The organism is Nocardiopsis sp. CA-288880, assembly GCF_050955985.1.
Classification (GTDB): Bacteria; Actinomycetota; Actinomycetes; order Streptosporangiales; family Streptosporangiaceae; genus Nocardiopsis; species Nocardiopsis tropica.
This window is the reverse complement of record NZ_CP192105.1, coordinates 7,043,666-7,055,461: the sequence shown is the minus strand read 5'-3', so window position 1 is coordinate 7,055,461 and position 11,796 is coordinate 7,043,666. Positions and strand designations below refer to the sequence as shown.

10 protein-coding genes are annotated in these 11,796 nt (G+C 75.5%); 5 read left to right on the top strand and 5 right to left on the bottom strand.

Annotation, left to right across the window (positions count from 1 at the left end):
• Positions 1-8: 8 nt before the first annotated feature.
• The 3 genes from ACQPYD_RS30445 (at position 9) to ACQPYD_RS30435 (ending at position 3,063) form a co-directional block, all read left to right on the top strand.
• On the top strand, positions 9-1,619 hold the full coding sequence (locus ACQPYD_RS30445; protein ID WP_433698797.1) for a hypothetical protein: 1,611 nt from the start codon (positions 9-11) through the stop codon (positions 1,617-1,619).
• 25 nt (positions 1,620-1,644) lie between these two features.
• Positions 1,645-2,529, top strand: a complete 885-nt coding sequence (locus tag ACQPYD_RS30440; protein WP_433698796.1) for a glutamate ABC transporter substrate-binding protein — start codon at positions 1,645-1,647, stop codon at positions 2,527-2,529.
• A 234-nt stretch (positions 2,530-2,763) separates the two neighbouring features.
• A complete protein-coding gene (locus ACQPYD_RS30435) occupies positions 2,764-3,063 on the top strand; it encodes a DUF6221 family protein (RefSeq protein WP_433698795.1) in 300 nt (99 codons plus the stop codon).
• Positions 3,064-3,226: 163 nt separating this feature from the next.
• Here the strand turns inward: ACQPYD_RS30435 and ACQPYD_RS30430 are convergent, their stop codons facing one another.
• Together ACQPYD_RS30430 and idi are read right to left on the bottom strand one after the other, a co-directional pair.
• A complete protein-coding gene (locus ACQPYD_RS30430; RefSeq protein WP_433698794.1) occupies positions 3,227-3,949 on the bottom strand; it encodes an HAD family hydrolase in 723 nt (240 codons plus the stop codon).
• Between the two features lie 188 nt (positions 3,950-4,137).
• Positions 4,138-4,710 (bottom strand): isopentenyl-diphosphate Delta-isomerase, encoded by a 573-nt coding sequence (gene idi, locus ACQPYD_RS30425; protein ID WP_433698793.1) that lies wholly within the window; start codon positions 4,708-4,710, stop codon positions 4,138-4,140.
• 314 nt (positions 4,711-5,024) lie between these two features.
• Here idi and ACQPYD_RS30420 point away from each other — a divergent pair, with 314 nt between their 5' ends.
• The gene (locus ACQPYD_RS30420) at positions 5,025-6,446 is read left to right on the top strand and encodes an SDR family NAD(P)-dependent oxidoreductase (protein WP_433702177.1); all 1,422 of its coding nucleotides are present in this window, start codon (positions 5,025-5,027) and stop codon (positions 6,444-6,446) included.
• A gap of 407 nt (positions 6,447-6,853) precedes the next feature.
• On the opposite strand, the gene ACQPYD_RS30415 is transcribed toward ACQPYD_RS30420, so the two are convergent.
• The 3 genes from ACQPYD_RS30415 to ACQPYD_RS30405 form a co-directional block, all read right to left on the bottom strand.
• Complete coding sequence (locus ACQPYD_RS30415; protein ID WP_433698792.1) at positions 6,854-7,867, bottom strand: zinc-binding dehydrogenase; 1,014 nt, start codon at positions 7,865-7,867, stop codon at positions 6,854-6,856.
• Positions 7,868-8,303: 436 nt separating this feature from the next.
• Complete coding sequence (locus ACQPYD_RS30410) at positions 8,304-8,951, bottom strand: response regulator (RefSeq protein WP_433698791.1); 648 nt, start codon at positions 8,949-8,951, stop codon at positions 8,304-8,306.
• A complete protein-coding gene (locus ACQPYD_RS30405) occupies positions 8,948-10,162 on the bottom strand; it encodes a sensor histidine kinase (RefSeq protein ID WP_433698789.1) in 1,215 nt (404 codons plus the stop codon). The genes ACQPYD_RS30410 and ACQPYD_RS30405 overlap by 4 nt, the downstream gene beginning before the upstream one ends.
• 140 nt (positions 10,163-10,302) lie before the next feature.
• Here ACQPYD_RS30405 and ACQPYD_RS30400 point away from each other — a divergent pair, with 140 nt between their 5' ends.
• Positions 10,303-11,742 (top strand): DUF418 domain-containing protein, encoded by a 1,440-nt coding sequence (locus ACQPYD_RS30400; RefSeq protein WP_433698788.1) that lies wholly within the window; start codon positions 10,303-10,305, stop codon positions 11,740-11,742.
• Positions 11,743-11,796 lie beyond the last annotated feature (54 nt).

Here is an 11,796-nt window from a genome sequence, read left to right as displayed (position 1 = left end):
CCCCGTTGATGCCCCCCGACTCCGACCAGGAGCTGGGCCGTGACCGCCCCGGCTCTCCGCCGGCCCCCTCCGGGGCGTCCCCCGCGCGCGGCGCCCGGGACGCCGGAGCGGTGGTCGGCCCGCCCGCCCCGCCCGGGGGCGCCGACACGCGGACCGGCGGTTACGCGCGTGACCGCGTGGCCGGCGCACGCCGCTGGCTCCGCACCACCCCGGCCCGTGTGTGGCTGCTGACGGTGGTGTGCCTGGTGTCCGTCGCGGGGCTGTTCGGCTCGGCGACCCTCACCCTCGACCAGGCGCGCGAGGGCCTGGACGTGGTCGGCCACGAGGCCGGGCCGCAGGCCAGGACGACCACCACGCTCTACCTCGCCCTGGCCGACATGGACGTCCAGCTGGCCGACGTCCTGCTCATGGGCACCGAACACGGCCTGGGCTCGGGCCGTGCGGAGGCGATGCGGCAGTACGAGGAGAGCCGGAGCGATGCCAACGAGGCGCTGCTCCAGGCCGCCTCGCTCATGGAGGACGAGGTGCGGGGGGAGGGCGCCGGCGGAGGCGGTGAGCGGAGCCGGAGCGTCCAGGAGCTGGACCTCCAGGCCGTCCTCGACGGGATGGGCGAATACGAGCAGCTCGCCGCCCAGGCCCTGCTCCACAACGACGAGGCGCAGGCCCCACCGGGAGAGGTGGACCAGACGGCGCTGGTGTCGTACCGACAGGCCACCCGCCTGATGCACACGGAGCTCCTGCCCAAGGCGTTCAACGTGAGCCTGGACGCGTCGGCGATCATCCGCGCCCACCACGTGGAGAGCGAGTCCTCCGTCGAGCTCGGCCGGGTCTGGGTGGGGGTCGCCGGAGGGGTGGCGCTCGTGGCGATGCTCGGCCTCCAGCTGTACATGCGGGCCCGCTTCCGCCGTCGGCTCAACGCCCCCGTGGCCGTCGCGACCGCCGGGACGGTGCTGCTCACCGTCGGCGTGGTCCTCTCGCTCGTCAACAGCGGCGAACACCAGAGCGCCGCCAAGGAGCGGGGTCTGGACGCGGAGATGGCGCTGGCTCGCGCCGGGGCGATCTCCACCGTCATGCAGGCCGACCAGAGCCGCTACCTGGTCGACCCGGCCCAGGCCGACAACTACCAGCAGGTGTATCTGGACAGGGCGCAGCAGGTGCTGTTCAGCCCGGCCGACGACCTGGACGGCTACTACGAGGCGATCGACCGGGTGGTCGGTGCGTCGGGGGCCGACGGGAACGCCCCCGACGCGCTCGGCTACCTGGGGCAGAGTGCCTACGAGGCGCTTCTGACGGGCAGTGAGGGCAAGTTCGCCGACGTGCTCGACGCCTACCGCGACTTCCAGAGCGGTGACCGCGCGCTGCGCGCCGCCGCGGAGGAGGGTCCCGGCTCCGCCGTCGCCGCCCGGATGGAGGTCGCCCACGCGGAGGACGGCACCTTCCGCGCCTATGAGGACGCCCTCGACGCCCTGGCCATGGAGCACAGGGCCGAGTTCAACGAGGGCATCGAGCGCGGCGACGACGCCCTGGCCCCGTGGGCGTGGCTGCTGCCCGCCGGAACGCTCGCCCTGTTCGCCCTCGTCCTGCTCGGGGTGCGCCCCCGGCTGGCCGAGTACCGCTGACCCCCGAGAGACGAGGAACAGGCCGATGATGTTTCGACACCGCCGCACCGTTGCCGCGGCCGTCCTTGCCGTCGTGACGGTGGCGGGGACGGCCGCCTGCACGGCGGAGCTGGGGGAGGAGGGGTCGCTCGTGGACGCCACCTCCCTGACCGTGGCGGTCAAGGCGGATCAGCCCGGCCTGGGACTGGAGGTCGGGGAGGGCCGGTTCGAGGGCCTCGACGTCGACGTGGCGCTGTACATCGCCGAGGAGCTGGGCATCGCCCGGGAGAACGTCGATTTCGTGGGCGTCACGTCCGAGCAGCGGGAGAGGGTGCTGGACGTCGACGAGCCGCTGGAGATCTCGGGTCGCCGGGTGGACATGGTCGTGGCGACCTACTCCATCACCCCGGTCCGCAAGACCGAGGTCACGTTCGCCGGCCCCTACTACGTGGCCAAGCAGGACGTGCTCGTGCGCTCGGACGCCACGGACATCGAGGGCGTCCGGGACCTGGACGGGCGCGTCGTGTGCCGGAGCGACGGGTCCAACTCCAACAGCCGCATCGAGGGCCTCGGCATCTCCGTCGAGGTCAAGCCGGCGTCCAGTTACAGCGCGTGCATCGACCTGCTGAGGGAGGGCGACGTGGACGCGGTGTCCACGGACAACCTGATCCTCGCCGGGTTCCAGGCGCAGAGCCCCGGCGAATTCCGGCTCGTCGGCAACCCCTTCACCGACGAGAAGTACGGTGTCGGCCTGCGATACGGGGACGTGGCGGCGTGCGAGGCCGTGAACAGGGCCATCAGCAAGATGTACCAGGACGGGGTGGCCGGCGACATGCTGCGCAGGTGGTTCGACGGAACCGGTCTGGAGACACCGGACGGGGACGGCCCGGAGAGGCGGTACAGCGTCCCCCAGTTCGAGGGCTGTGCCTGACGGCCCGCCGGGTCCCGCGGTCCGGTGCACGGGGGGACCCGCCTCCCCCGGGACACGCCTCGTCGGCGGTCGTGCCGGAAGGGACCCGGGAGGGGCGCCTCCGGAGCCGGGCCGGGGGCCGCGGCCCGGCTCCGGAGGCGTGCTCGTGAGCATCCGGACGAAGTGGCCCGGACCGGATTTATGGCAGATACTGACCCCTGTGCCGGGCAAGGGGGACAGAAGGGGAGTTGTCCGTTGACCATCGTCGAGTTCCTGAACGCGCGTCTGGACGAGGACGAACGCGCGTCGAAGGCCGTTCCCGTGGGAGCGCGCGGCCGGGACCGGGCCCTGGCGGAGGTCGCGGCCAAGCGCAACATCGTCCGCGGGTACGCCGACGCGCACCGTGCGAGCATGCGCAGCCTCACCCCCGGCCCCCAGGCGGACACCGGTGGCGGCGACCCCTGGTCCGAGCTGCTGGCCTGGCGGCTGGCGGTCAAGTACCTCGCCGCGGTCTACCGGACCCACCCCGAGTACGACCGGACCTGGGAGGGCTGACCCCCTGATCGTCCGGCCGCCGGGTCGCGAGCCGTCGGAGCGCCGGGCCGCTGGTCGTCGGGCCGCGGGCCGTTCCGTCTCCGCGACCCACGGCCCCGGTGTCCACGGGCCCGTGCGTGGGGGACGTCCCGGGGACGAGGGCACGGCGGAGGGGCGGAGCGCGTCAGGCCACGGGGGCCGCGGGCAGGGCGAGGAGCCGGTCGACCGTCTCGGCCAGGTCGCGGCCGGAGGCGTCCGGCGGGGCGAACAGCGAGGGGAAACGGCCCTCCAGGTGTCCGGACCAGCCCGTCACCAGCCCCGCCCGGCGGGCGCCGGCCACGTCCCAGCCGTGGCCGCTGACCAGGCCCACCCGCTCCGGGGGGAGGTCCAGGGCCCGCGCGGCGGCCAGGTAGGCGCCGGGAGCGGGCTTCCAGTCGCTCGTCGGACGCGCGGCGACGACGTGGTCCACCAGGTCCAGCAGGTCCGCCCGCTCCAGCAGGGCGCGGTGCAGCCCGGCGTCGCCGTTGCCCAGGGTGGCCACCCCGAGACCGGCGCCGCGCGCGGCGGCGAGGGCCGCGGCGGCCTCGGGACGGGGGTCCAGCCAGGCCAGCCCCTCGATGATCGCGTCCTCCGCCGCCGGCGCGATCTGGTGGCCGGTGATGTCCCGGAGGGCGCCCCGGACGACGTCCTCGAAGGAGCGGCCGTCCCCGGACCCCGGCCCGCCGTCCGTCAGCGCCAGGGCGAACGAGTCGCGCAGCAGGTGGTCCGACCAGCGGGTCATGAGCACCCGGGGGATCCCGGCCTCCCGAAAGCGCCATTCCAGGGGGCCGAGGGGGAAGAGGGTGTCGAGGACGTCGACGACGAGGGCGGCGGGACGGAGCAACCGCCCGTCAGGGCTTGCGGCCATGGGACTCAGCTCCAGGGGAAGAGGGGGCACCCATCCCGGTCCTACCCAGGGAGCGCCGCCTTCAGCACCTCCGGCCGGGGACCGGGTTCTTCCGGGACCCGGGTGCGCCGGGCCGCCGTGGCCCGGCCCGCCCGGGACCCGGGACCGGCCTCCCGGCCGCTCCGGCTTCCCGCCGGGCGGCCGGGCGCTCAGAGGGCGTCGAGCCGGGGGATCTGCTCCACGGCCCACGGGCTCAGCAGCCACGGCGTGCGCCCGGCGACCGCCACCAGGTCCGCCCACTCCACCCACGCGTACTCGGCGACCTCCTCCGGGTTGGGGGAGGGCTCCCCCTCGGCCCGGGCCCAGAACACCGGGCAGAACTCGTTCTCGACGATCCCCTCGGCGGACACGGCCCGGTAGCGGAAGTCCGGCAGCGCGGACCGCACCCCGCCCACGGCCAGCCCCAGCTCCTGCCCCGCGCGGCGGCGCACGGCCTCCTCGAACCCCTCCTCCGGCGCGGGATGGCCGCAGCAGCTGTTGGTCCACACACCGGGCCAGGTGGTCTTGCCGAGGGCCCGCCGTGTGAGCAGCACCCTGTCGTCCGCGTCCAGGACGTAGCACGAGAACGCCAGGTGCAGCGGGGTGTCCCCGGTGTGCACGGTGGCCTTGTCGGCCACCCCTACCCGCTGGTACTCCTCGTCGAGCAGCACCACGAGCTCGCGATCGGTGCGAGCCGCGTCCGAGGCGGCTCTCGGCTGGATCACGGATATCCCCTTACCCATGGGCCTCATATGTCCCATGCGTCGTCTGTGTCCACTCCATGGTCACCTGTCCCCTCGACTGGATTGTGCCCCGCGTGGTGTGCGAGTGCGCATAAGGTTCCTGATGGCCCCGAGTCGGGCGCCACCGGGTCCGCGAGCGCGGGCCCCAGGACGGCAGCGGAGCGGTGACGGAGACGATGACGGAGACGAGGACGGGACCGGCGAACGGCGTCGGACGGGCGGACGCGCCCGGAAACGGCTCCGCCGACGGGGCGGCGCGGGTACCCGGGGGCGCGGACGCCGCGGGGGCGGAGCCGGGGATCTCCCCCGAGCGGATGGCCGTGTGCCTGGACGTCCTCGCCCGCGCCGGCGAGCTGCCCAGCGACCACCCGGACTCGGCCCTCCTGCAACGGGCCACCGCCAAGCTGTTCAAGGCCGTCAAGGAGCGCCGCCGCAAGGAGCGGCAGACCGCCCAGAAGGCCCACGACGAGGCCGTGTTCGCGGCCACCGCCACCGCCGCGCCGGACCGGATCGACGACGAGACCAACGGCCGCGCCCTCACCAGCGGCGCCGGGGGCGCCCTCGCGGGGGTGCTGCGCAAGGCCCGGCCCTGCTACATCTGCAAACAGAAGTACCGCGAGGTCGACGCCTTCTACCACCAGCTGTGCCCGACGTGCGCCGCGTTCAACAAGGAGCGCCGTGCGGCCCGCACCGACCTGTCCGGCCGGCGCGCGCTGCTCACCGGCGGGCGCGCGAAGATCGGCATGTACATCGCCCTCCGGCTGCTGAGGGACGGCGCGCACACCACCATCACGACGCGGTTCCCCAACGACGCGGTGCGCCGCTTCGCGGCCATGCCGGACAGCGGCGAGTGGCTGCACCGGCTCCGGGTGGTGGGCATCGACCTGCGCGACCCCGCCCAGGTGGTGCGCCTGGCCGACTCGGTCGCGGAGCAGGGGCCGCTGGACGTCCTCATCAACAACGCCGCCCAGACGGTGCGGCGCTCGCCGGGCTCGTACGGGCCGCTGATCGAGGCGGAGGCGCAGCCGCTCACGGGAGCGGGCCTGCCCGAGCCGCTGGTGCTGGGCGGCGTCCGGCCGCGCGCGCTGGAGGCGGTGGAGGGAGCGGACGACGGGGGAGCCGCGGTGGCGCCGCACGCGCTCACGCCGCAGATGCTCACGTCGCTCGCGCTGACCACGGGGTCGGCCTCGCTGGAGCGGGTGCGCGCCGGTACGGCGATCGACGCGGGCGGCCTGGTCCCGGACCTCGCGGCGGAGAACAGCTGGACGCGGCGGGTCGGCGCGATCGACCCCGTGGAGATGCTCGAAGTGCAGCTGTGCAACGTGAGCGCGCCGTTCATGCTGGTGGACCGGTTGCGGCCGGCCCTGGCGGCGACCTCCGCCCGGCGCTCCTACATCGTCAACGTCTCCGCGATGGAGGGGGTGTTCGGCCGCGGCTACAAGGGCCCGGGCCACCCCCACACGAACATGGCCAAGGCCGCGCTCAACATGCTCACCCGGACCAGCGCCGAGGAGATGCTGGCGTCCGACGGCATCCTCATGACCAGCGTGGATACCGGCTGGATCACCGACGAACGGCCGCACCCGGACAAGGAGCGGATGGCCGAGGCGGGGTTCCACGCGCCGCTCGACCTGGAGGACGGGGCCGCGCGCGTGTACGACCCCATCGTCCGGGGCGAGCTGGGCGAGGACCTGCACGGGTGCTTCCTCAAGGACTACGCGCCCGGGAACTGGTAGGCCGGGAACCGGCAGGCCGGGCGGTCGCACGGCGGACGCGGGCGCCGTCCGGCCCCCGCCCCGGGCGGGGCGGGGGCCGGGTCGGCCGTCCACAGGTGCGCGGTCGCCCCTACCGGTGGGCGTCCGCCTGCGGTTCGCTTGATACAGGGGGCCCGGAGGGCCCGTCCGCACCGTGCTGCCCCGGAGCCGATACGGGACCGCGACGGCGACCGGCGCCGGTACGGCCCCGGCACGGCCCCGGACCGGCGACCGGCACCGGAACGCGACGGCGACCGGCACGGGCCCCGGGCTGCCCGTCCCGGCGCCCCCGGGGCTGCCCGTCCCGCCGTACCCCGGGCTGCCCGTCCCGGCGCCGGTCCGGGACCGCCGGTCGCCGGGCCGGACGCACGGGCCCGGCCTCGGTACTCCTAGGGCTCCAGGACGAGCCGGACCGGGGAGCCGATCCGCTTCTCCAGGCGCTCCACCGCCTCCGGCGCCTCCTCCAGGCCGAAGGTCCCGCTGATCGATCCGGCGAAGTCCAGGCGGCCCGCCCCCACCAGCTCCACCAGTTCGACGACGTGCTCCGGCTCGGAGCCGTAGTGGCCGAGGACCTGCTGCCTGAGGTAGCTGAACCGGGTGCCGTCCCTGATCTCCAGCGGCTTGTCGGTCAGGCCGACCAGGACCAGGCGGCCGTGCTCGCCGAGCAGCCGGAGCGCCTGTTCGCGCACGACCGGGACGCCCGCGAAGTCGAAGGCGGCGTCGAGGCCCCGCCCGCCGGTCAGCTCGCGGACCTTCGCCGCGAAGTCGGGCGCGGCCGAGTCCAGGGCGGCGTCGGCCCCGAACGCCAGGGCGCGCTCCCGGGCCCGGGGGTCGGGGTCGGCGGCGATGACCGGGGCGGCGCCCACCAGCCGCAGCAGTTTCACGGCGTGCGCGCCCAGCCCGCCCGCGCCCCACACGCCGACCGACTCCGCCGGGCCGACGCCGGCCGTGGCGGTGACCGCCGCCCACGGCGTGGACACCGCGTCGGGGATGATCGCCGCCTGGTCGAACGGGAGGGAGTCGGGGATCGGGACGAGGGTCTCCTCGTCGGCGAGCGCGTACTCGGCCCAGCCGCCGTCGTAGTCCACCCCCCGCGTGAGGGTCCTTCCGGCGCGGTCGCGCTGGCCCGCCTGGAGCGCCACCCGGTCGCCGACCCCGGCGGTCAGGACGTCGGGGCCCAGTTCCTCGACCTCGCCGGACACCTCGTGCCCCAGGGTGACCTCGTCTCCCTCCAGGTACTGCGGCCGGAGGATGCCCTCGACCAGGTGGACGTCGGACAGGCACACGCCCGCCGCCCTCACCCGGACCAGGACCTGCCCCCGGCCGGGGACGGGCCGCGGAACGTCCTTGACCTCCAGGGTCCGGGTCCTCACGTTGAGCCGGGCGGCTCGCATCGTGGCCATGGGCAAACCTCGCAGTCGGTGCGGTCGGGTGCTTCCCCCGATCATCATCGGGGCCCGCCGCACCGGGGCGAAGGCGACACCGGGGCACGGGTCAGAATTGGGTCAAAGCACCGATGGGGTCACGGATGGGGCGTGACCGTGCGTCGCCGCCGGGACGCGGAGGGCGCGTGGCCGCCCGCCACCCGCCGCCACCCGTCGCCACCCGCTGCCACCGCCCGCCGTAGCGGTGTCCGGGCCGGCGGGCCCCGCACGCCGGAGGGCGGGCGGTGGTCCGGTCGCCGCCGCGCCGCCCGCGGTCCGTGCCCGCCGTGGCCCGCGACGCCCGGCCCAGGCGGCCTGGCCCAGGCGGCCTGGCCCAGGCGGCCTGGCCCAGGCGGCCCGGCCCCGTCCCGCTGAGCCGGGCCCCGGGACGGCGGAAGCGGTCCCGGCACGCCCGTCAGCTGACGTGCCCGCCGCGGTACGCCCAGGCGGCGACCTCCACCCGGTTCCGCGCCCCGAGCTTGTTCTGGACGCTCGCCAGGTGCGTCTTCACGGTGCTCACCGTGACGAACAGCTCCGCGGCGACCTCGGTGTTGGTCAGCCCCCGCGCCACCGAGCGCACGATGTCCAGCTCCCGCGGGGTCAGCCCGCCGTCGTCGGGGGAGGAGCGGGGGGCCGTCGCGGAGAAGTGGCGCAGCAGGCGCACCGTGATCTGCGGGGAGACCATGGCGTCGCCCCGGGCGGCGGCGCGCACCGCCTCGATCAGCAGGGCCGGGCCCGCGTCCTTCAGCAGGAACCCGACCGCCCCTCCGCCCAGCGCCGCGTGCACGTACTCGTCCAGGTCGAACGTGGTCACCACGACCACCCGGAGCGGGTCCTCCACCCCCGGACCCGCCAGACGCCGGGTCGCCTCCAGACCGTCCACGCCCGGCATCCGGATGTCCATGAGCGTCACGTCCGGGCGCAGCTCCCGCGCCTTCCGGACCGCCTCCAGGCCGTCCCCGGCCTCGCCCACCACCGTGATGTCGTCCTCGGCGTCCAGCATGTAACGGAACCCCGTCCGCACCATGCTCTGGTCGTCCGCGAGCAGCACGCGGATCGTCATGAGTCCCCTTCCAGAGGCAGCCACGCCCGTACTTCCCATCCGTGCCCCCCGCCGCGCGGACCCGCGGACAGCTCCCCGCCGAGGATCCGGGCACGTTCGGCCATCCCCATCAGGCCGAACCCGCCGCCGACGCCGCTCCCCGCCTCGCGGCCGTCGTCGAGCACCTCCACCGCCACCCCGTCCGGCCCGGCGCGGACCACCGCGTCCACCAGGGCCGCCCCGCGGGCGTACCGCAGCGCGTTGGTGACGGACTCCTGGACGATCCGCAGGACCGCCGTGCCGACGGTCGGCGGAAGGCCGTCCACGTCCCCCTCGCACCGTACCGACACGCGGGGGAGGCCGTCGGAGGCGGCGGCCTCCAGGCGGGCGAGCCCGCCGGAGAGGTCGGGGGAGAGGGGGACGTCGTCCGGTTCGCGCAGGCGGGTCACCATACCCCGCATGGACTCCAGGGCGCGCGCGCCCGCGGCCTCGATCTCGGGCAGCCCGTCCCGCACCGCCCCGGGGTCGCGTTCGGCGATGTACCGCAGGGCCTGCGCCTGCACGACGATGCCGGTCACCTCGTGCGCGACCACGTCGTGCAGGTCGCGGGCGACGGCCAGGCGCTCATGGGCGCGCGCCCGCTCCGCGTGGGACCGCCGCTGGAACGCCCTCCACCGCAGGTACAGGCCGGGGACCAGGCCGGCCGTCACCATCATCAGGGACGGCGAGACGACCTCGTAGTTGTTGGGCTCGCGCAGCTGGTCGGTGAGGCCCGCCGCGAACACGCACAGCGCGACCGCGACGATCTGCCAGGGACGGCAGCGCAGCGCCGCCAGCGACAGCAGGACCAGGAGGGACAGCACCTCCGAGAGCGCGAAGGCGTACCCGAACATGCCCTTCGGCAGGGGGAGCAGCACGGCCGAGGCGGCGGCCACCACGAGCGCGGCGGCGACCCCGCAGGCGGTGGTCAACCCGCGGCCCGCGCGGGGGTGCAGGGCGACCAGGGCGAGCACGGTCGCGACCGCGCCCGCGACGACCGGCACGTAGTCCATGGGTGAGCGCGGCGGCCCCGGCCAGTCCGGAAGGGTCTGCTGACGGACCGTGCCGATCAGGCCGTACCCCCAGGCCAGGGCCAGTGCCCCCGCCACGGCCCACGGCACGAGCCGGACGGCCGTGCCCTCCAGTCCAGACAGGCGGCCGTGGAGGGGTGAGGGGATGTCGTTCGACGCCATGCGCCCAGGCTAGACGCCGCGGCCCCGGGAGCCCTCGGCCGAAAGGAGGAGGGGGCCGGGGGCGCCGTTCGGCTGTTCGGTCGATGTGCGAGGGAGGGGCCCGGGGCGAGTCTGGAGGTCCGCACACGAGGGGAGCAGACGTGACCGACGTACAGCCGGGCGCCGCCGCGGGGCCGGGGACGTATCCGCAGCAGGGCCGGGGACCGGGGGACGCGCCGCAGCCGGTGCAGGCGCCCGTGCCCGGGTACGCGGAGGGGGCCGCGCCCGCGCCGGGACCGGGGCCGGGGGAGCGCGGCGGCCCGGACGGACCGGCGGGGGACGCGCCGCCGGGGGCTCCCCGGCGCGTGGCCTTCCTCGACGTCGCCCGCGCGCTCGCGATGATCGGCGTGGTGCTGATGAACGCGCCCTTCGTCGTGTTCTCGGCGGAGATGGCGGGGGAGCTCGACCGCTCCACCCTGACCTCCCTCGTGGACACCGGGCTGAGCCTGCTGACGGCGGGCAAGGCGCGGGCGATGCTGATGGTCCTGATCGGGGTCGGGGCGGTGCTGGCCTGGCACTCCGCGGTCCGGCGCGGCGGGCGCCCGGCGGCCGTGATGGCGCGCCGCTACGCCGTGCTGGGCCTGCTGTTCGGGGTGCCGCACCTGCTGGTGTTCGACGGCGACATCCTCACCCACTACGCCCTGACGGCGCTCGTGCTGGTCCCCCTGATGCCGCTGCTGACCGGCGGCTCCCGCGTGCGCCCCCTCGCGGCGGCCCTGGTGCTCTTCGCGGCGGCGCCGTTCGCCGAACTCCTCCTCCACTCCCTGCTGCCCTCGCACAGCTGGACGACGCTGGTCGTCCAGGTGCCGCAGACCCTGGGGCTCTTCTGCGTGGGCGCGTGGCTGGCCCGGCGCCCCGAACTCGCGCCGGGCGCCGATGCCGTCCCGTCGCGCCTGCCGGTGGCCATGCTGTGGACCGGGCTGGCCCTCGAAGTGCTCGGATACGGCGCCATGCTCGCCGCCGACGTGTTCTTCCCGATGGAGATGGGCGCCGACGGCGTCCCGGTGCTCGGGGACGACGGCATGCCCGTGGAGCCGCCGGGGTCGTCGCTGCTGGTGTCGCTCGCGTCCACGCTGATGGGCGGGGGCGGCGCGCTGTTCTACCTGGGCCTGGTGTGGTGGCTCGTGCGCCGGGGCCGGACGTCGGCCCGCGTGCTGGGCGCCCTCGCCCCGCTCGGCCGGATGACCCTCACGGTGTACCTGGCCAGCACGGCGGTGTTCCTGGCGGTGATGGGGCCGCTGGAGGGCGAGATCCCGCTGCTGGCGCAGTACGGCGTGGCGGTGGCGTTCTTCGTCGCGGCGGCGGCCTTCGCGCGGGTGTGGAGCGGCTGGCTGCGGCTCGGCCCCCTGGAGTGGGTGTGGCGCAGCCTGACCTACCTGCGGCCGATGCCGATGCGCCGCTCCGGTGCCGTGCGGGTGCGGCGTCCCGAACCCCGCTCCGGTGCCGTGCCGACCCCCGTGCCGGCTCCGGGGCAGCACGGTGCGGGCGGACCCTCTGGGCCCCCTGTATCAAGCGAACCGCAGGCGGACGCCCACCGGTAGGGGCGACCGCGCACCTGTGGACGGCCGACCCGGCCCCCGCCCCGCCCGGGGCGG